Below are 21,335 nucleotides of genomic sequence, written 5' to 3'. Positions count from 1 at the left end.
GAAAAGATCTGTACCAAATCTGCGGTATCTTTATCAAATTCCGGCAGTTAGGACAAGCCTAGGTTCGAAAGCCGCTCTCTAGACTTAAGTTTCGACTTGTGTAGAAACATTCGATTCTGAATTGCCTGATCTAAGACCGCTCATCAACAGCAGCCCCAATACCATGATCCCTGCTCCCGCCCAGTAGGGAGCGGTAATGCTGCCGGCGACCAGTCCATTACTGGTCCCCTTGAATAGAATGATTCCTGCCAGCGGCCCCAGGATTCGAGCCAGAGCTGAGATACTCTGACCGACTCCCAGGATTCCTCCCTGTTCATCCTCTGAAGTATTCAGCGAAAGCAGAGACTGCAGGGAAGGGGTGGTTGCAGAAAAGCCGATCACCGAGATGGGGAGAACCGCGTAGAGCAGGGGATAGGAGCCGGAATTGCCGGCGACTCCGATCAATACCAGGCCGATGACCATCAAGATGATTCCGATGAGGCCCATACGAAACTCCCCCAGCTTGGGGATCAGGCGTCGCACAAGAATTCCCTGGCTGAGCGTCAGGATCAGACCAATGTAAGCAAAGATGAAGAAGTTGCTGCGGGCAGCGAATCCGAGTTCCTGCGTGAGCAGTGAGAGGGTGGATTCGAACTGGGCAAAAGCGAAGGTGGTTAAAAAGATCGTCAACAGAATCAGGCCGATCCGTGGTTTCGAGAGTGCATGCCTGAAGCTGGCGATATCAAACCAGTGGTGGCGGCGCGTCTGTGACTCTGTCGTTTTCTGCTGGAGTGATTCCGGTAATTTGAAAATGGACAGCAGCGCAGCGATGCCGGAGAGCACGCTGGCCACATAGCCGGGAGCAGCACTGGGAGTCGCTCCCGCTTCTGCAGAAACAAAAGCAGCACCGATGAGTGGACCGAACGTAAATCCGATACCGAAGGCGGCACCGATCAGGGCCATGCCTTTACCGCGCTCTTTGGGACCGGTAATGTCGGCGATGTATGCTTGCGCTGTCGGAATCGTGGCTCCGGCGATGCCGGCTCCGATGCGTGTGATAAAGAGCCAGGTTAAAGCGCCGATCCCCAGAAATGTTCCCGTGTTCCCCAGCGAGGTCGCGAAACCGAACAGGCCGTAGAAGAAGGTGGAGCCCACGAGTCCCAGAATCAATATCGGACGACGTCCCACACGGTCTGACAGGCGCCCCCAGATCGGGGCGAACAGAAACTGCATGGCGGAAAAGGATGCCATTAACAGTCCGAGCGTGGTACCGCCTGCTTCAAAATGCTCTCCATATCGCGGGAGCAGGGGGAGTACGATTCCAAAACCGAGCAGATCAATAAAAACAGTTACGAAGATGAGAAACAGGCCTGCCTTGCGTCCTTCCGACACGTGGATCCCCTTTGAAGCAGAAGTCAGTACGGTTTAAAAAGAAACAATGCCGAGGAAAGGACTCCTCGGCATTGTTGAATCATTGTCGAATTCGAGTTGGAATTCAATAGACCGCACTCAGGCAGTTTTATCTGCAAAGTCGGCTTCCGGGGTGGCCGGGTTCTCGGGATCGAACCATTCCGGTTTGAACTCGATGCGGACTTTGTGCTTCATGGCCAGGTTTGCTGTGAGTGCCATGATCGCATCTGCCATCGCGACCGTACCGTTACACTTCAGGCCGCCTTCAAGAGGACCTTTGTGGTTGTCGGTACGAATACAGTGACAGAAGTGTTCCATCTCTTCCGTGTAACCGCGGCTGATTTCATCGCCCATGGCTTTGGTCGTGTCTGAAGCAGCAGCCGAAGGTGCTGTCGTTTCGTATGCATCGAGAACCGGGCCACTTCCATCGCTGGACTTGATGACCCACAGACGCTGGTCAGGACCACCGCCACCGGTAGAAGGGCTGGCTTCTTTAAATAGCAGCGCTTCTTTTTCGGTTTTCATGATCAGGGTTCCCCGGCTACCGAGGACGGTTTCACCGTAAGGTTCCCAGCGGTTGGTGTTGATCGAGGAGTAAGTCACGATGCAGATGTCACGCGGATTCGTTTCCGGATCATAGTGAGGACCGGGGAATTCGAAGGTCACGTAGACGTGATCGTCGATCTCGCGATCATCTTCCTGTTTGTCCTTGGATCCGATGCCTTTGACACCGTAGAAGTTTTTCCCGCCGTAACCCTGAACGGCCAGCGGATGAACTTTACCCAGGAAGATACTGCAGGCGTCCAACTGGTGACTACCCAGCTCTGCCATCAGGCCACCACCGGTCTTATTGTACAGACGCCAGTTGATGAGCTCGTCCATATTGTCGTAGCCGTATTCCTGGACTACTTTCTCCAAGGCTGCTTTGTCCTCTTTGGGAACACCCTTCCGCCAGCTGTCACGACCGGGGAAGCTGTTGTTGCGGTGCCATTGAGCGCGGATGTGGCGAATATCGCCCAGCAGACCGGTTTTGACCAGCTGGTTGGCGTTATCGTACAGAACGCTGTAATGACGCTGGTGACCTACAGCCAGCAGCAGATTTTTCTCACGGGCTTTTTTGATGAGCTCTTTACACTCGGTAATATTGTGAGCCATCAGCTTTTCAGAGAGGACATGTAGTCCTGCATCCAGAGCTGCCATGGCGATCGGAGCATGCTGGCTCAGCGGAACGGCGATGACGACTGCTTCCAGACCCAGCTGGTCCTTGGCGGCGATCAGCTTCTTATGATCATCAAACTGTTTGATCTTGGCTGCTTTTTCATCACCCAGTTTATTGATCAGACCCACGCGGTGTTCGTTACCGTGACCGTGCATGGCTTTTTTACGGTTGGAAGGCCGCAGGTCGGCAATCGCCACGATCTCCATGTATTCGGGCGGGTGCTGTGTGATGAGCACGCTGCCTTCATCACCGGTGCCGATAAAACCAACTTTCACCGGCTTACCTTTGAGCTTTTCATAGCCGAAGTAGGCAGCTCCCAGGCCGGTTGTCGCAGCTGCAGCGGTCGTGATGAAATCACGTCGTGTGAACGAAACTGCTTCGTTGAAGTTGTCTTTACCGATTTGTTCCTGTTCAGGTGTCAAATTCATATTGGTTCTCCCTGGTACGCAACGCGTAAGTGTTACCTTATTGGAGGAAATTTAAGGTTTAGTGGTTATTATAGGTGGGAAATAAGGCGTTTGTAAGCTGTACCTTTACTTATTACGTTACTTGGTCCTGATTTAACTGGCTTTATTCGCTGTTTTTTTCCGTTTCTGGAAAAATCGGTAAAACAGTCCATCAATACCAAACCACGATCCTGTGGGCAGTGCGGCGATCGCCAGGAGGGCGATGACTTCGATCAGGTTCTTGTTGACGATGAAGCTGTGTTCCGGACCTGGTGCTTCAGGAACTCCCGGCCAGGGCGGCATGACCAGATAGAAGGAAAGCAGCATGCCGGCTGCAGCGATGGCTGCGACGCGGGTTCCCAAGCCAATCAGCAACAGGATTCCCAGAACCGTCAGGCTGGCGATGGTTATCATGTTGACTCGATGGATCTGTGTGTTTTCCGGTGGAACCGGTCCGGCTGCGAGTTGCTCGGCAGTCAGAAGCTCCCGGGCTTCCGACTCCATTTCATCTTCCATGGCGCGAATCGGGTTGACCAGTTCGCCTTTCATCTGCTGGATTTCAGACCAGATTTTGTTGAGATGATCCACTTTGTAATCCTGGTCCGCCTTGGCCAGTTTCTGTTCATATCGATCCAGGGCGATCTGGTACTGTTCGATCTTACCAATCCGTTTTCCGTCGATCGTCCCTTTCTGCTCGACATCAATCTCCCCTGCCAGTTCCGGGTTACCCCGCAGTGAAGCCTGCATTTTTTCGATGTAGCTCAGACGGGAAGAGCGAGCATAGGCCTTATCAACGGCGTCGTAAAATTCGCGATCGAGTTCGGTACCGCCGGTCAGTTTACCATCTGCTCCTTTTTTCACGGGCACCATCGACTGCAGTCGCTGCTTTTCGCGAGGTGTAATGTGCTTTTCACCATCAATGAGCAGCAATTTACGTTCGGAGTCGTAACTGACCACGCTTCCCAGGCTGCCGTCAATTGTGACTTCGGGAGGTAAGGCGCTCAATTTGGCAGCAAAATATTTGTTGCCATGAATCATCTGATGCAGGCGCGATTTCTGTTCGTCGGTCAGGTTTGGGTAGTGGTTCAGGAAACGCTGTTCCCAGGCAGTCCACTTGGCTTTGACTTTGTCTGCATCCAGCCAGTTCAGGTCATTAGGGTCACCTGTCATACCGCGGAACTGATCGCGGAAGGGGCCTTTGGCATTGTTCAGATAGCCTGCAGCAGTCCAGGGTCTGGTTGAGCTGAGCGTTTCAATTTTCCACATGCCTTCGTACAGCAGCTGCCAGCCGATGGAAAGGCGTAAGACAACGATGAACAGGATGGCAATCCCTGTAATTTTCTTTAAATCTTGCACTCGTCAATCCTCTTGATTTTAGGGGATTTCTATGGGTTTGGCTTGTGTTTCCGTAATGGTGGTCGCGACGCTGTGTGATCAGCAGAGACAATCTGTGCTGAATTTTGACAGGCGGACGACGCTGAAGACGACAGGACATTGTCTGTCTTGTCTGAGATCAGCATTCATCAGAACAGGGCAGGCAGGTCTCTCTGGTGAAGAGATAACAATTGCCGGAAATCAGTCTGTTCTGTTGAAGATTCCCTTATAGCGACAAACAGTTATGACAACAATTGGTCGCGGTCCAGGAACAGAAACTCATTGGGGATTCCACGAATCACCGGAGAGAGTTTTCTGCCATGCGCAGGCGGGGGAATTAAGATCGTACCGATTTCTGTATGATTATCGCAATACTCCAGAGCCTTTTCGATGCCGATTACGTAAAAAGCGGTGGAAAGTGCGTCTGCCAGGGCTGCATCAGGGGCAATAACCGTTACAGACAGTAATTCTGAGACCGGCCAGCCTGTTCTGGGGTCGAGAATATGCCCGTAACGCTTCCCTTGATGCCGAAAATGCTGCACGGAAGAACCGCTGGTCGACATCGAGCAGTCCTTGAGCAGTATCGTCCCCAGTCGCTGGCTGGTAAACAGTGGGTTTTTAATTCCCACAGGCCAGCCTGGCAGTTGATTGTGTGTGCCCCGGGCCAGAATACTGCTAAAGCCGCCGTAGAAGAGCCAGTCTTCCAGTTCCTGATCTTGTAGAAACCGTCCTGCCTGGTCAAGGGCATAGCCTTTGCCGATGCCTCCCAGATTGAGTTCATTTTGGGGCGAGCAATAGCGGATGGTGTGGGCCAGATTGTCAAATTCAAACTGATCGATGCCGGTATGAGACAGGCAGTCTGAAATCTCGTTTTCAGTGGGAATCCGTCCCTGCAGGCGGCATTCACGCCAGAGAGCAATCAAGGGACCGGAGGAGGGATCAAAGCCACCTTTCGTATCAACGCTGATTTCGCGTGAGCGGTCCAGGATTTCAAATAGTCGCGGATCCATGGAGATGGCACCATTTGCGGCCTGTGCATTGACGCGCGACATCTCACTGGTGGGCTTGTAGACTGTCATCAGATGTTCGAGCTCATGGATCAGGTCCAGAGCATCGGAGGCGTGCATCACCTGTTGACTGGGGCCGGGGTTCATGACAACTGCAAACTCAGTTGCCATGGCCCGTGTGCTCAGACGGATTGTTGAGCCACCGGAGGGGGCGGCAAAATCTTCCGTCGCGTCATTCAGGTAATCAGCAATATCGTTTCCAACCCGCTCCGCAGCCTGTTTCAGGACGCGGCCGGTCAGAAAGTCTCGCCGATTACTTCTCGATTTTTTTTCTGACATGGGGACATCTTGGGTATGTCAAGTCGTGCGCTTGCCTGACAGACGCCGAAACCTCCGCCTGTACTCAAACAGGCGGAGTTCTGAACTCGTTGACTCAGGCAAACGAAGTAAAGTAAGGCACATCAGCGGCCCGGTCTTTGATTTCGTCAGTACTCTTGAGCAGCTGTGCCAGGAAGTCATAGGTACCTGTGGTCAAGGCGGAGCGTGCATTATCAGGCAGCGTGCAATCGAACTCCTGATCACCACAACGAACCTTCATTGTCAACAGGTCGACAGTGATTTCCTGGTCGGGATTGGCCTTCACAGCCTGATCCAGTTGTTCCAGAGATTTACGCGAAGCACAGACGGCGGGTACACCCAGTGAGGTGCAGTTGCCGAAGAAAATTTCCGCATAGGATTCAGCGATAATCGCCTGGATTCCCCAGCGAATCAATGACTGGGGGGCGTGTTCACGTGAAGAGCCACAGCCGAAATTTCGTCCGCCGATCAGGATGGACGCGTTCTGGTATTGGGGTTTATCGAACGGATGGTCCGGGTCCTGCAGGCGATCGTCTTCGAATGCATGCTCTCCCAGACCTTCAAAGGTTACGCACCGCAAAAAGCGGGCGGGAATGATGCGGTCTGTATCGATGTCATCCAGCAGCAGAGGGATACCTGTTCCGGTTACGGATTCAATTTTAGTCATGATTCGGTCTTCAAATATATCTTAAATGGAATTGGCTGTTCGTAAGGTTGGACGGTCCTGTGAGTCTGACAGATTACGCGGTAGCGGCACCTGACAGCTCGCGGACATCGGTGACGCAGCCACTGACGGCAGCAGCGGCAACCATGGTCGGGCTCATCAGCAGGGTACGGCCTGTGGGGCTTCCCTGTCGTCCTTTGAAATTACGGTTGCTGGAAGAAGCACACAGCTGGTTGCCCACCAGTTTATCCGGGTTCATGGCCAGACACATGGAACAACCGGCTTCACGCCATTCAAAGCCAGCTTCGATGAAGATTTTATCCAGTCCTTCTTCGATGGCCTGTTTACGAACCAGCTGAGAGCCGGGAACAACGAGGGCTTTAACGTGTTCTGCAACATGCCGTCCCTCGACGACTTTCGCTGCTTCACGCAGGTCGGAAATTCGCGAGTTGGTACATGAGCCGATGAAAGCGACGTCGATCTTCTGGCCTTTGATCGGCTGGTTCTCTTCGAGTTCCATGTACCGATAGGCTTCTTTGATCAGCGTCTGCTCGTCTGCAGGATAGCTGGAGACAGTGGGCAGTGACTCGGAAACGCCAACGGATTGTGCGGGGGTGATACCCCAGGTCACAGTAGGTTCGATATCAGCTGCATCGAATTCAACAACATCGTCAAACTCGGCATCCGGGCCAGAGGCCAGACTGAGCCACCATTCGGCTGCTTTCTCGAAAGCCTCTCCCTGGGGAGCATGCGGGCGCCCCCGGAGATAATCGATAGTGGTCTGGTCGGGATTGATATATCCACAGCGGGCACCACCTTCGATGCTCATGTTGCAGACCGTCATCCGCTCTTCCATTGTCATTCGGTCGAAGACATCGCCGGCATATTCGTAGGCGTATCCAACGCCACCTTGAACACCCAGTTTGCGGATGATGTAAAGGGTGACATCCTTTGCGGTTACGCCTGGTCCAAGTTCACCGTTCACCTTAACCTGGCGGACTTTAGGACGTCCCAGTGCCATGGTTTGGGTGGCCAGCACATGGGCAACCTGGCTGGTCCCAATTCCCAGTGCGATCGAACCAAAAGCGCCGTGAGTACTCGTATGGCTGTCACCACAGACAATTGTCATGCCGGGTTGTGTCAGTCCCTGTTCCGGCCCAACGACGTGCACAATACCCTGACGGTCATCGGAGACATCTAGCAGCGTGACGCCAAATTCCGCACAGTTCTTCTCGATCGCAGACATCATCTGTTCTGCCAGGTTGTCTTCGAAGGGGCGTGCCTGATTCTCAGTGGGGACGATGTGGTCGACTGTGGCAATGGTCCGTTCAGGGAACAAAACTTTAAGATCACGGTCGCGTAACATTTCGAAAGCTTGAGGACTGGTTACTTCGTGAATCAAGTGCAGGCCGATCAGCAGCTGATCCTGACCGGATTCCAGAGTTTTGACGGCGTGTAAATCCCAGACTTTGTTAAACAGGTTTTGTGTGTTACTCATTTTCGTTTTCTTCGTTCCAACTTGGATGGTTCTCTGACAGAATCGTTTGACCAGGTCTTGCCTGTGATGAATTGTGGTGACACTCTAATAATACGTGACACGATAGCAGGCTGGACGGTCCTTGTGTACTGGTGGCCAGTTAAGGCGGGAGCAGTCTTTCGCAATCACGAACCATACACGATCTGGTGCCTGATTATAAGGTTTCCGGGATCAACAAATCCAAAAAAACAGCTGCAGCCCCATCAGGGGCAGATAATCGGCTGACTCAGAGTCCGCTGCCTGATGACATTATTGCAGAATGTTGCGGCTTGTGTATGACATTGTAGGAAATCTGTGGACCAAAAGGGGTAAGAATTTTAAAAAGGTGGGCTGGAACCGTTGTGTATTGTTCAGTCAGTTTTTAAACTCCACGGCTTGATGCAAGTTATTGCCTCATCATAACTTCATGAATACCAACAGCGAAATCGACAGTCTCCGCGAGTCTTAACCTGCGGTTATTGCTTGGCTTACGTTGCGTGTTGGCGCTCAGTTTCCATTGAGGACGAGCTGATTTGAGGCACTGTTTTTATCCCTTTTCCAAGCGATAAATGCACCCACGATTAACATTTAACGGTCTGGTTATCTAAAGTGTTTGAAGGATTAACTGCCAATCTGAAAGATGCACTCACCGGTCTTGCCAAGGGGGGAAAGCTCACCGAAGGCAATATCAGGGACGGGTTGCGCCAGGTCAGACAGGCGTTGCTGGAAGCAGACGTTAATTATGAAATAGCCACCAGCTTTATTGATCGGGTGACCGAGCAGGCAGTTGGTGAGAAAGTTCTGAAAGCCGTTCGCCCTGATGAGCAGATCATCGGGATCGTCCACCAGGAACTGATCAACCTGATGGGCCCGGTCGAACCCGGTTTCGAATTCAAAAAGTCAGGCATCACCGTCATTATGATGTGTGGTCTGCAGGGGAGTGGTAAAACCACAACCTGTGGTAAGCTGGCCCGCCTGCTGAAAGAGCAGGGGCGAAAGCCGATGCTCGTCGCTGCCGACTTGCAGCGTCCTGCGGCGATCGAACAGTTGAAAGTCATTGCCGGTCAGGTAGAAGTGCCGGTTCATGCAGAGGCTCCGGACGGAAACAACGCCGTCAAAGTCTGTCAGAATGGTCTGAGTCAGGCGAAGAAATTCGGAAATGTCGATACGGTCATTCTCGACACCGCCGGTCGTCTGCACATTGACGATGAGTTGATGAAGGAACTGGAGCAGATCGAACGTAAGCTCCAGCCCGACCAGGTCATTTTCGCTTGCGACGCGATGACAGGTCAGGACGCTGTCAACAGTGCCAAAGCGTTCAACGAAGCGCTGGAACTGGATGGCGTCATTCTGACCAAACTGGATGGTGATACCCGTGGTGGTGCCGCTCTGAGTGTGAAGGAAGTCACCGGAGTTCCCATCAAGTTTATCGGTGTCGGAGAAGCCCTCGATCGCCTGGAAACATTCCATCCAGACCGGATGGCGGGACGTATTCTGGGTATGGGCGACGTCGTCTCCCTGGTGGAGAAGGCGCAGCAGCAATTCAATGAAGAAGAAGCAGCCGACCTCCAGAACCGGATGGCGCAGGGTAAATTTACCCTGACTGATTTCCAGAAGCAGATGGCGACCATCCGCAAAATGGGTCCCATGCGGGAAATCATGAAAATGATTCCCGGAGTGGGGGGACTACTGGATACAAATCCGGATGTCGACCCTGGTGCGGAAATGAAGCGGATTGATGCGATCATCGGTTCGATGACTCCCGCAGAACGGGAAAATCCCGAACTGATCGATCACAGCCGTCGCCGCCGGATTGCCATGGGAAGTGGCTCTGATCCATCGGACATCAGTCGTCTGGTCAAGGATTTCAATAACATGGCCGGCATGATGCAGAAAATGGCCGGCATGGGCATGCGTGACAAGATGAAAGCGATGCGCGAGCTCTCTTCCGGGGGCATGATGGACCCCATGGGAGGCATGACGAAGAAAAAAGAACGCAGCAAGCGTGGTGGTGATATCAGCAAGCTGCGTGAGAAACGAAAAAAAGACAAAAAAGCCAAAAAGAAACAGCGAAAAAAGAATCGCTGATTCAGAGGCGATCTCAATTGAATTCAATTTTTGTATCTTCCAAAGTTTAGAGTTAGTATCCTAAAGGAGAAATTTGTGGCAGTTCGAATTCGTATGAAAAGAATGGGCCGGACACATCGCCCGTTCTATCGTATTTGTGTAATGGATTCACGCAAACAACGTGACGGTGAAGCGATCGAAGAAATTGGTACCTATGACACTTCCGTCGCTGACAAAGCACAGCGCGTCGTGATTGACATGGAACGTGTTGATTACTGGATGTCAGTTGGTGCTAAACCTTCCGAAAACGTGGCAACACTGATCAAGAAGGTCAAGAAAAACAAATTCGGTTCCGCTGCGGCACCGGCTCCCATGCAGGCTCCCAAAGAACCTCCTGCTCCCGAACCGGAAGCAGAAGCTGGCGAATCAGCTGAAACAGCTGAAGCATCTGCAGAAGAGACCGCTGTTGAAGAAACCCCGACAGAAGAGTAAGGTCTGCGTCAACCCTGACGTTTTGCTCTGTGAGTGAGCATTATGCGATTTGATATTCTGACTTTGTTTCCCGAACTGTTTGACAGCTATCTTGAGCAGGGATTGCTCAAGCGGGCGATTCAAAATCAACTGGTCGAGATTCAGCGTTGGAATTTCAGGGACTGGGCAACAGACAAGCATGCCTCGGTAGATGATCGCCCTTACGGCGGTGGACCAGGGATGCTGATCGGCTGTGACACGGTCTATCAATGTGTAGAGCATGTTCAACAGGTGGTTCCGGAACCCGGTAAGCTGATCATGTTGACCCCCCAGGGGAAAACACTGAATCAGAAACTGGCCCAGGAGTTATCCCAAGAACGTCAGCTCACCTTATTGTGTGGAAGATACGAGGGGTTCGACGAACGAATCCGCATTGGTCTGGAGCCAATGGAAATTTCGGCAGGCGACTTCATCACCAACGGAGGGGAAGTCCCGGCCATGTTGATTATCGAGACTGTGATCCGGTTGATACCCGGAGTACTCGGAGACGAGAGCAGTGCCAAATATGATTCCTTTTCGGAATCGGGACTGCTCGAATATCCGCAGTACACACGGCCTCAAAACTTTCGTGGAATGGAAGTTCCGGAAGTCTTATTAAGTGGAAATCATCAGGAGATTGCGCGCTGGCGGCATGAGCAGAGTCTGCAGCGAACTCGCGAGCGACGAAATGATCTTCTCACTGAGTCGGAATCAAATTCAACCTGATTTTTTATGTAAACAGCACGTTCTCAGGGGCTCTTTCGGAGTCAGCCAGGCGTGCCAAGAGGACTTGAAGTCATGCAGGAATTATTGAAAAAAGTAGAAGAATCAAGCCTTCGTGAAGAGCCGCTTGAGTTCGAAATCGGCGATACCGTCGACGTGCATACCCGTATCAAGGAAGGTAGCAAGGAACGCATCCAGGTTTTCACCGGTGTTGTGATTGCCCGTCGCGGCAGCGGAACCCGTGAAAACTTCACCGTTCGTCGCATCGTAGCCGGTGAAGGTGTAGAGCGAATTTTCCCTGTACACTCTCCCAAAATCGCCAAGCTGGACGTCAAACGGCACGGTCGCGTTCGGCGCGCCAAACTGTACTACCTCCGCGATCGCGTTGGTAAAGCAACCCGTCTGACCGAGCGTCGCGCCAAAAGAGACGGCGAGTAATCGATCGAAACAGAAACAGCAGCACTGTCACTGCAGCAGTGCTGCTGTTAGACGTTCTGGTGCGCACTTACGATTGAGCCTGCCCCTTGTCGAAGAGGCTGCTTATGGCTGGAAACTGGTTTGGCAGATTTCTAGGTGATCGGGGTGAGCGTGCCGCCGTCCGTTATCTGAAACGACACCGTTATCAGATCCTTGCTCGCCAGTATCGCACTGAACTCGGCGAAATCGACATTATCGCCCTCGATCAGGGAACGGTCGTCTTTGTCGAAGTCAAAACCAGGAAATCGACAGCGAAAGGTCAGCCCTTCGAGTCCGTAACAGGACAGAAGCAGAAACAGCTGACCCGTCTGGCAGGCGTCTTTCTTAAAAAGCATGGCCTGCTGAAGCATTCCGCACGGTTCGATGTGATCTCCATTCTCTGGCAGGCAGAGCAGAAGCGGCCAGAAATTCAGCATTTTCAAAATGCCTTCCCTTCGGCGGGGGACTTCCAGTTCTTTATCTGAGTCACCTCGATTGTAAATCGGTGGCAATCCTTCTAAAGTACGCGGAATGAATTACTAAATGTTCTTTCCTGGAGGAGTCGACTATGTCCGCTGAGCAGAAAGCTGCTGAACTGGGGCTGAATTTTGAGCCCATTGAACCTGGGTATCTCAATCTCTGTATTCGTACCGGTAACCTGTTGATGACTTCAGGTCATGTGAGTGATCAGAAGGGACGTCTGGGTGAAAACGTAAGCCTCGAAGAAGGGATTGCTGCGGCCCGCGATTGTGCCGTCAAGATTCTGCGGTCAGTTCGCGATGAGCACGGAACACTCGATGGACTGCGGGTCATCAAGCTGCTCGGCTGTGTCAATTCCACTCCTGATTTTACCGATCAGCACCTGGTGATTAATGGTGCTTCTGATCTGTTCCACGAACTCTACGGCAAGGCCGGCGATGGCTATCATGCCCGCAGTGCACTCGGTTTTGCAGCGCTGCCTACGGGTGTGGCAGTTGAAGTGGAAGCGATTTTCGAAATTATCGATGCCTAATAGACGGCCTGGCTGCTCAAGTGTCAAACTCTGGCAGTCAGGCTGAAAGTACCGTTCAGGGCAGCTTTTCTGTGAATTCGCTTGACAAATTCGTCTGGTAAGTGTGTAATGCACCTTGATTGGTATCTACCAGAAACCAGGTATGATTGAAGGGGACCTCAATTATATTATTAGTTCTGGCTGGATTTCACTCAAAACTGTGAAAAGGATTTCCAACCTGAAACGGGAGTTTTATCTCTCATTCCACCTTGCTTTTACAGCACCTTCCTTGAGTTCTGCGGGCGCAGTCCGGAATTAAGTCTCACCTTTTTGCCAACTGGCCTGCTAACCGGTTATAGCGATATAACTTGTTAAATCTGACTACTTTAAGGGATATTAAGCAGGGTTTGAGATCACTCTCAGATTTTGGGTTGCCTTTTTCCGATAATAAATACAGGAGAAGGAACTCGAGATAAGCTGCAGTGGTAATTCTCCACTTGCTTGACACAGAATGTGTTAAGTCGAGAGTTACGTAGATCTTATAACTATAGGCTGAAACAGTTCGCAAAAGGGACTGGAGCTGTTTCTCTGTAGGAAATTAAGGGTCAGGCTAAGATGGCTGGGTCAAATCAAACGCGCGTGGTCATTTCCGGAATTGGAGTTGTATCTCCAATTGGTATCGGTATAGACAGTTTTTGGCGCAATATAAGTTCAGGTGTTTCGGGGATTGATCGTCTGCAATCAATCCCGATCGAGAATCTTCCGTCCAAACTGGCTGCAGAGGTCAAAGACTTCAATCCGGACGAACACCTCTACAACAAAAAATTCATCAAAGTTATGTCACGCGACATTCAGCTTGGGGTGTCTGCTGCTTCAGATGCTGTGAAAAACGCGGGTATCAAGCGGGGAACCGTCGATCCTGAGCGTTTTGGTGTCTCCTTTGGTGCCGGTCACATTCCGACGACTCCCGATGAACTGGTCGAAGCCGTCAACCGCTGTGCTGCCGATGATTCCTTCGAAATTACCCGCTGGGGTGAAGACGTTCTGGGACAGATTACCCCCCTGTGGATGCTGCGACAGCTCCCCAACATGCCAGCCTGCCATATTTCGATTGAGCATAACGCTCAGGGACCGAATAACACGATTACCAGCCAGGACTCTTCTGCCTTACTGGCTCTGGCTGAAGCGATGCGTTGGATCAAGCGTGGTGCAGTCGACTGCATGGTTGTCGGAGCCTGTACTTCCAACATCAACCCCGTCGATCTGTCCCGCAAAAACCTCATCGACCTGCTTTCACGCGATGAAGATCCCAAACGTGCCTGTCGTCCATTCGATCGTGACCGCAACGGTACAATTCTGGGTGAAGGTGCTGCAGCTTTCGTTGTCGAAAACTACGATCACGCTGTTCGCCGTGGTGCGGAGATCTATGCGGAAGTGATCGGACTCGGTGCCGGCTGTGATGGCAGCTCCGATGAGCAGAACGATACCGGCCTGATGCGGGCTGTTGAATCGGCTGTCCGTCAGGCAGGAATCAGACCTTCCGAACTGGGCCACATCAATGCCCACGGTAAGAGCACGAAAATCGATGATCAGGTCGAAGCACGTGCTTACCACCGTCTGTTCGGTGATGATGCGGTTAAGATCCCGATTACAGCACTGAAGAGCTACTTCGGTCACTTCGATGCCGGCTCTGGAGCTGTTGAACTCGCAGCCAGTATTCTGTCGCTGCGGCATGGTGCGACTCCAGCCACGTTGAACTACGAAACGCCGGATCCAATGTGTAACCTGGATATCGTGCACGGTGAAGTGCGGCCGCTCATTACACCAACGACGATGTCGGTCAGCCGAACCGCCTTTGGTCAGAGTGCAGCTGCGATTCTGCGGGCCATCTAAGCCAGTCACTTCTGCTAAAAATGACTCCCACTGCGTGAATTCTGCGCGCAGTCCCACATCCCTCTTGAGAAGCAGAGCAAAAAACATCAGAATGAAAGGGTAGAGCAGACCTGTATTTAGTGTCTGTTGATGGACAACCTTTGTTCCTGATCCAATTTCGCGCGCTAGAACCTCAGGAGATCACGTCATGGCCACAGACGCTTTAGATACCGTAGCAGTTGCTCCCCAGATTCGCAGAACTCAGTTATTGATTGATGGTGAATGGTGTGATGCGGTCAGCGGGAAAACCTTTGCGACAGTCAATCCGGCTACAGAAGAAATCATCGCAGAAGTAGCGGAAGGGGATGCAGCTGACATCGATCTGGCCGTTAAAGCTGCCAGGGCTGCTTTTGAAACAGGCCCCTGGTCGAAGATGGATGCCCGGGATCGCGGGCGGCTGATGTATCGTCTGGCCGACCTGATTGAAGAAAACATTGAAGAGCTGTCTGCACTGGAGTCTCTGGATAACGGCAAACCGATTCGTGACAGTCGTGCTGCAGACCTGCCTCTGGTGATTGACTGCCTGCGGTACTATGCCGGCTGGGCAGACAAGATTGAAGGCACGACGATACCGATCCGCGGAAACCATTTCTGCTACACCCGACGTGAACCCATCGGTGTCGCCGGTCAGATCATTCCCTGGAACTTTCCCTTGCTGATGGTTGCCTGGAAATGGGCACCTGCACTGGCGGCCGGTTGCACAATCGTCATGAAACCGGCAGAACAGACACCGCTTTCCTGCCTGCGTCTGGCGGAACTGGCGATGGAAGCCGGTTATCCACCCGGGGTCATCAACGTAGTGCCAGGTTATGGTCCCACCGCAGGGGCCGCTTTAGTCAAACATCCGGATGTCGATAAGATTGCCTTCACAGGGGAAGATGCGACCGCCAAAATCATCATGGCTGATGCAGCCCAGACCCTCAAGCGCCTGACATTTGAACTGGGGGGAAAAAGTCCGAATGTCGTATTCGCCGACTGCGATCTGGACGCTGCTGTCGCGGGAGCTGAGTTTGGTTTGTTCTTTAACCAGGGGCAGTGCTGTTGTGCCGGCAGTCGACTGTTCGTAGAAGAAGCCGTTCATGAGGAATTCGTGGCTAAGATTGTCGAGAGAGCCTCGGCCCGTAAGCTGGGAGATCCTCTCAATCCCGAGACCACTCAGGGGCCACAGGTAGATCAGGCACAGATGGAGAAGATTCTGAGCTACATCCAAAAAGGGACTGAAGCCGGGGCAAAATGCGTAACCGGTGGATCCCGGTTTGGCGAGAAAGGCTACTTCGTAGAACCGACGGTCTTCGATCAGGTGACCGATGATATGCCGATTGCCACCGATGAAATATTCGGACCTGTATTGAGCATTCTTCCATTTAAAAGCCTGGATGAAGTCGTTACGCGAGCCAACAACACTCAGTTTGGACTGGCGGCTGCAGTCTGGACCAGTGATGTAAAGAAAGCACATCTTATGGCCCAGAGTATCAAGGCCGGAACCGTCTGGGTGAACTGCTACGATGTATTTGATGCCGCCGCTCCCTTTGGTGGATTCAAACGGAGTGGCATCGGTCGTGAGTTGGGTGCGGCCGGACTTGCCAACTATACGGAATTGAAGACGGTGACCATGAATCTGGACTGATCGTCTCTTCAGGCCCGGACGACGTCTCGATGAATAAGGGGTGAAATAGCGTTAGCTCGAACTTGATATCTGATAATACTTTACTATCATTTTTTTAAGGCCGGAGAGCCGGGTTCAGGATCGACCGCTCACCTTGATCTGCTATAATCGGCCCGTAATCAATTTCATCACCTCCAGAACAGGACGTTCGAATGGGCTCATGGCATATCATCTTTACTCTGGGAATCTTTCTAGCAGCTGGCTTGCTGGCAGGTACCCTGGGAGAGCTCTTTCGCCTGCCCAAAGTGACCGCCTATCTGTTGATCGGAGTGATTCTGGGGCCAGCGATTCTGGATTTGATTCCCCATGAACACCTGGAAGAGCTCAAGCCGCTGACAGACCTGGCTATGGCACTGGTTCTGTTTGGGTTGGGGAATCACTTCACACTCTCTCGTCTGCGTCGCCTGTTTAAACGAGTCTTACCGCTTTCGGTCGGAGAGGTCCTCGGCACTTTTTTCATAGTATTCGTGGGTTTGCTGCTGGTGGGGGAATCTCCAGGAGCGGCGATCCTGCTCGGGGCGCTCGCGATCGCCACTGCACCGGCGACGACGATTCTCGTGTTGAAAGAAATGCAGTCCGAGGGGCCGATCTCAGAATACACCGGTATCCTGGTGGCCCTCAACAACCTGATTTCCATCATCGCATTCGAAGTCATATTTGTCGCAGTCTTCTTTCTGCAGGGGGACAGTGCGCATGCCTCTGTTCTGCCTCAACTGGGGCACCTGCTGCTTGATATTTTCGGGTCCGTCTTCATCGGCGTCTTCGGCGGCCTGATGATCAGCTACGGTAGCTCCATCATCAAAGGCAGCCGTCGTCTGATCATGTTTGTCGGTCTGATTGCGCTGGCACTCGGCTTATGTCGGACAACTGGCGTACCCTATATGCTGACGTTTCTGGCGATGGGTTTCACAGTCGCGAACTCGCTGGCTGAAGAGGATGTCCCGAAGGTCGAAGCCGAGCTGTACCCGCTGACCGGTTTCCTCTGTGTACTGTTTTTTATCATTCACGGAGCGGAACTCAAACCACAGCAGTTTATTGAAGCCGGTTTGATTGGGGGCAGCTACATCGTGCTGCGTCTGGTCGGAAAATACATCGGTATTTTCATACCGGCCCGGATGCGGGGAGAAGAACCCGAAGTCTCACTCTGGCTGGGAACAGCCCTGTTTGCCCAGGCGGGTGCTGCGATCGCACTATCGGCAATCGCCGTCAGCCGGGATCCCGTGCTGGGCGGTCACCTGCAGACCATCATTCTGGGATCGGTGGTCTTCTTCGAAATTGTCGGTCCCATCATGATTCGCCAGTCTGTCCTGCGGGCAGGGGAAGTCCCGCTGATCCATGCGATTCATCATACCGCCGGCGATCCGATCAGCGAATTCCAGTCGATGATCCGCCGCTTTCTGGTCTCCTTCGGCCTGTTGTCCGAAATCGATCAACCTCCCGATCAGATTCTGGTCGAACAGCTATATCGTAAGAACGTCAAGGGCATTGCCCAGACAGCGACGTTCAATGAAGTGATATCGTTTATCGAACACAGCCACGACAATACATTCCCCGTGATTGGTCCAAATGAAGAGGTCGTGGGCGTCATTCGCTATCAGGATCTGAGTAATACCCTGTTTGACCCCAAGATTGGTTCCCTGGTCCGCGCGGCTGACCTGGCGAATAATCTGGAAACCGTTGTTTATCCCGACGATTCCCTGGCACGGGTCTGGAGCAAATTTCGCGAAGGTTCCTACGATTGTCTGCCGGTCGTTTCACGCGAACAGCCGCATCGTATGCTGGGGGTCATCAGACGGTGGGAAATTCTGAAATACTACATCAAGGGGCACCGGTCGGCCCAGAATCAGGATGGTAAATAGATCGCTTTCATCAGGCTGTCATTCAACCGTTGCGATTTGGGGGAAAACCACTAAACTTGCAGATGCTGGCGGAAGATCCAGCCTTTTTTACTACCATCAAAGTGTTTACATAGAGGATTCGTGTCGTGAGTCGAGTTGCCCTGATCACTGGAATTAATGGCCAGGATGGATATTACCTTTCCCGGTTCCTGGAAAGTAAAGACTATGAAGTCCATGGAATCACATCCTGCAGTAAGCCGGGGATCGGTGAACCCCCTCATAATTGCTATTACTGTGATTTCGCAGAAGGCTCGAATCTGAATGAAATTCTGGATCGGGTCAAGCCCGACGAAGTCTATCACCTGGCCGCTCAGAGTCACGTTCGTCTCTCGTTTGACATTCCAGTATACACCGCGGAAGTCACAGGTGTCGGCACTCTGCGTCTGCTGGATGCAATCCGGTATTATGAACAGCAGAAGGGCAAGCAGGTTCGTTTCTACCAGGCATCTTCCAGCGAGATGTTCGGTAAGGTCGTTGAGACCCCTCAGAGCGAGACCACGCCGTTCCATCCCCGCAGCCCGTACGCCTGTGCCAAGGTCTTCTCCTACTGGTTGACGATTAACTATCGCGAATCGTACAACATGTTTGCCTGTAACGGCATCCTGTTTAATCACGAATCGCCGCGACGGGGGGAAGCCTTCGTAACCCGCAAGATTACCAAGGCGATCGCACGTATCAAACTCGGGATGCAGGACAAACTTTATCTGGGAAATATCGACGCGAAGCGGGACTGGGGTTTCGCCGGCGATTATGTCGAAGCGATGTGGCTGATTCTCCAGCAGGAGAAACCTGATGACTTTGTGATCGGAACCGGCGAAACGCATTCGGTTCGTGAATTTCTGGAAGCCGCCTTCGGTTCTGTCGGACTCGACTGGCGAAAATATGTTGAAATCGATCCGCAGTTTTATCGACCTGCAGAAGTCGAGCTGCTCTGTGCGGACCCCACCAAAGCCCGTGAAAAGCTTAAATGGGAACCCAAAGTCACCTTTGAAGAACTCGCACGCCTGATGGTCGAAGCCGACCTCAAACAGGCGGAACAGGAAAAACTGCTCAAAGAATCTGACTCCTGACCTGCCTGCGCTTTCCCTGATTCATTGCGGATATTTCCATGAGCGTTCAAAAAGAAATCGAAGAACTGCGCCAGCAGCTCGAGCATCATAACCGGCTGTATTACATTCAGGCGAAGCCGGAAATATCCGACCGCGAATTCGATAAGATGATGAAGCGGCTGGAGCAGTTGGAGGAAGCGCATCCGGAGTATGACTCCCCCGACAGCCCTACTAAAAAAGTGGGTGGGGCACCGATAGAGGGGTTCCAGACGATCGCGCATCGTCTGCCGATGCTCTCGATCGATAACATCTTTGAACTGGATGGCCTCAAGGATTTTGAAACCCGCATCTGCAAACTGCTTGGGGAAGAGCAGGTCGAACTGACAGCCGAGTATAAAATTGATGGTGTCGCAGTCTCCCTGGTCTATGAAAACGGGCACCTTGTACAGGGGGTGACCCGCGGCGATGGCCAGTCTGGGGATGACATCACCCACAACGTCCGCACCATTGGTGGAGTTCCTCTGCGCCTGAATGCAAAGAAGCCTCCCGCACTGCTGGAAATTCGGGGCGAAGCCTACATTAGTAATTCCGATTTCCAGGTGCTCAATGTTGAAATGCAGGAGCAGGGGAAAGAGCCGTTTGCCAACCCGCGCAACACGACAGCAGGCGGTTTGAAACTGCTGGACCCGAAACTGTGTGCAAAACGGAAAATCCGTTTCTTTGCTCACGGCATCGGAGCAGTCGAGGGTGTCGATTTTCAGTCACACGTTAAATATCTCGATGCGATTCAAGAGATGGGGATCCCGGCGACACCCAATGTTAAGTCTTTTCCGAACCTGGAAAAGACTATGGAACACGCCCAGACCATGATGGATGACCTGCACTCGCTCGACTTCGAGGTTGACGGGATTGTGCTCAAGGTCAATCGCTTTGATCAACGCGATCAACTGGGTAATACGTCCAAGAGCCCCCGGTGGGTCGTGGCGTATAAATGGGAGCGATATGAAGCGGTCACCCGGGCGGAGTCGATCGTCTTCCAGGTCGGTAAAACCGGGACGGTGACTCCGGTAGCTAACCTGGAACCGGTCCAGATCGCAGGTACCACGGTTTCCCGAACCAGCCTGCACAATCGAGATGAAATGCAGCGGCTGGGGATTCAGATCGGCGACTGGGTCGTCGTAGAAAAAGCAGGAAAAATCATTCCACACATGGTGCGTGTGGAAGAGCATCGCCGGGATGGCTCTCAGCAGGAACTCGAATTCCCCACGCATTGCCCTGAATGTAATACGGAACTGGTTCAGGATGAAGGGGGCGTTTACATTCGCTGTCCTAATCCGGAATGCCCCGCTACGGTTCGCGAGACCCTCCGCTATTACGCTTCGCGCCAGGCGATGGACATCGAAGGCATGGGCATCAAGATGATCGAACAGTTGCTGGAATCCGGATTACTCAAGGGGCTGGCTGACATCTATCGTCTCGACGAACATTACGAAGATCTGATTAACCTCGAACGCCAGGGAGAAAAGTCGATCGATAATCTGCTGTCAGGCATCGAGAGTTCCAAGCAGCAGCCGCTCTGGCGGTTACTCACGGGGCTGAACATCAGGCATGTGGGGGCCAGTAATGCCCGGATTCTCGAACGGGAATTCGGAACCATCGACGAGATTGCGAAACAGAGCGAGGACGACCTGGCGGATGTGAATGAGATTGGTCCCGTGATTGCAGCCTCTGTGTATAACTTCTTCCACTCCGATTTCGGTCAAAAGCTGATTGCAGATCTTAAGGAAGAGGGGCTGAATATGGGGACTCCGGTTTCCAAAAAGGAAAAGCCCTCAGGCGCGCTTGAAGGTAAAACGGTGGTCGTCACCGGCACCCTATCGCGATTTACCCGTGATCAAGCTAAGGAGTTCATCGAGAAGCACGGTGGTAAGGCCTCGGGATCGGTATCTTCGAAAACTGATTACCTGGTGGCGGGGGAGAATGCCGGCAGTAAGCTGACGAAAGCACAGTCGCTGGAAGTGCCTGTTCTTTCGGAAGATGAATTTCTGACGCTACTGGGTGAGGACTAAGG

17 protein-coding genes are annotated in these 21,335 nt (G+C 52.5%); 11 read left to right on the top strand and 6 right to left on the bottom strand.

Annotated elements, in window-relative coordinates; genetic code table 11:
• Positions 1-84: 84 nt before the first annotated feature.
• The 6 genes from RID21_RS17270 to leuC all read right to left on the bottom strand — a co-directional run bounded on the left by RID21_RS17270 (position 85) and on the right by leuC (position 7,954).
• Positions 85-1,371, bottom strand: a complete 1,287-nt coding sequence (locus RID21_RS17270; RefSeq protein ID WP_350190940.1) for an MFS transporter — start codon at positions 1,369-1,371, stop codon at positions 85-87.
• Between the two features lie 117 nt (positions 1,372-1,488).
• Positions 1,489-3,036: a Gfo/Idh/MocA family protein gene (locus RID21_RS17265; protein WP_350190938.1), complete on the bottom strand. Its 1,548-nt coding sequence runs from the start codon at positions 3,034-3,036 to the stop codon at positions 1,489-1,491.
• A 132-nt stretch (positions 3,037-3,168) separates the two neighbouring features.
• Positions 3,169-4,410, bottom strand: coding sequence for a hypothetical protein (locus RID21_RS17260; protein ID WP_350190936.1), 1,242 nt, complete (start codon positions 4,408-4,410; stop codon positions 3,169-3,171).
• A gap of 260 nt (positions 4,411-4,670) precedes the next feature.
• The gene (locus RID21_RS17255) at positions 4,671-5,774 is read right to left on the bottom strand and encodes an FAD:protein FMN transferase (RefSeq protein ID WP_350190934.1); all 1,104 of its coding nucleotides are present in this window, start codon (positions 5,772-5,774) and stop codon (positions 4,671-4,673) included.
• Positions 5,775-5,868: 94 nt separating this feature from the next.
• Complete coding sequence (gene leuD / locus RID21_RS17250) at positions 5,869-6,459, bottom strand: 3-isopropylmalate dehydratase small subunit (protein ID WP_350190932.1); 591 nt, start codon at positions 6,457-6,459, stop codon at positions 5,869-5,871.
• Between the two features lie 73 nt (positions 6,460-6,532).
• The gene (gene leuC, locus RID21_RS17245) at positions 6,533-7,954 is read right to left on the bottom strand and encodes a 3-isopropylmalate dehydratase large subunit (protein WP_350190930.1); all 1,422 of its coding nucleotides are present in this window, start codon (positions 7,952-7,954) and stop codon (positions 6,533-6,535) included.
• A gap of 627 nt (positions 7,955-8,581) precedes the next feature.
• Between leuC and ffh the strand changes: the two genes are divergently transcribed.
• From ffh to ligA, 11 genes are all read left to right on the top strand, one after another.
• The gene (ffh, locus tag RID21_RS17240) at positions 8,582-10,060 is read left to right on the top strand and encodes a signal recognition particle protein (protein WP_350190928.1); all 1,479 of its coding nucleotides are present in this window, start codon (positions 8,582-8,584) and stop codon (positions 10,058-10,060) included.
• A gap of 75 nt (positions 10,061-10,135) precedes the next feature.
• A complete protein-coding gene (gene rpsP, locus RID21_RS17235) occupies positions 10,136-10,531 on the top strand; it encodes a 30S ribosomal protein S16 (protein WP_350190926.1) in 396 nt (131 codons plus the stop codon).
• Positions 10,532-10,573: 42 nt separating this feature from the next.
• Positions 10,574-11,275, top strand: coding sequence for a tRNA (guanosine(37)-N1)-methyltransferase TrmD (gene trmD, locus RID21_RS17230; protein ID WP_145041362.1), 702 nt, complete (start codon positions 10,574-10,576; stop codon positions 11,273-11,275).
• A 72-nt stretch (positions 11,276-11,347) separates the two neighbouring features.
• On the top strand, positions 11,348-11,710 hold the full coding sequence (gene rplS, locus RID21_RS17225) for a 50S ribosomal protein L19 (protein WP_350190964.1): 363 nt from the start codon (positions 11,348-11,350) through the stop codon (positions 11,708-11,710).
• Positions 11,711-11,814: 104 nt separating this feature from the next.
• Positions 11,815-12,213: a YraN family protein gene (locus RID21_RS17220; protein WP_350190924.1), complete on the top strand. Its 399-nt coding sequence runs from the start codon at positions 11,815-11,817 to the stop codon at positions 12,211-12,213.
• Positions 12,214-12,296: 83 nt separating this feature from the next.
• Positions 12,297-12,740 carry a RidA family protein gene (locus RID21_RS17215; protein ID WP_350190922.1) on the top strand — a complete coding sequence of 148 codons (444 nt, stop codon included), beginning with the start codon at positions 12,297-12,299 and terminating at the stop codon, positions 12,738-12,740.
• Between the two features lie 594 nt (positions 12,741-13,334).
• Positions 13,335-14,612 carry a beta-ketoacyl-[acyl-carrier-protein] synthase family protein gene (locus tag RID21_RS17210; RefSeq protein WP_350190920.1) on the top strand — a complete coding sequence of 426 codons (1,278 nt, stop codon included), beginning with the start codon at positions 13,335-13,337 and terminating at the stop codon, positions 14,610-14,612.
• Between the two features lie 187 nt (positions 14,613-14,799).
• Positions 14,800-16,278, top strand: coding sequence for an aldehyde dehydrogenase family protein (locus tag RID21_RS17205; RefSeq protein ID WP_350190918.1), 1,479 nt, complete (start codon positions 14,800-14,802; stop codon positions 16,276-16,278).
• Between the two features lie 191 nt (positions 16,279-16,469).
• Complete coding sequence (locus RID21_RS17200; RefSeq protein WP_350190916.1) at positions 16,470-18,176, top strand: cation:proton antiporter domain-containing protein; 1,707 nt, start codon at positions 16,470-16,472, stop codon at positions 18,174-18,176.
• Between the two features lie 125 nt (positions 18,177-18,301).
• Positions 18,302-19,285, top strand: coding sequence for a GDP-mannose 4,6-dehydratase (gene gmd, locus RID21_RS17195; protein ID WP_145041355.1), 984 nt, complete (start codon positions 18,302-18,304; stop codon positions 19,283-19,285).
• 38 nt (positions 19,286-19,323) lie between these two features.
• Positions 19,324-21,333, top strand: coding sequence for an NAD-dependent DNA ligase LigA (gene ligA / locus RID21_RS17190; protein ID WP_350190914.1), 2,010 nt, complete (start codon positions 19,324-19,326; stop codon positions 21,331-21,333).
• Positions 21,334-21,335 lie beyond the last annotated feature (2 nt).

This window comes from Gimesia sp. (assembly GCF_040219335.1).
Lineage (GTDB): Bacteria > Planctomycetota > Planctomycetia > Planctomycetales > Planctomycetaceae > Gimesia.
This window is presented reverse-complemented; position numbering and strand designations above follow the sequence as displayed.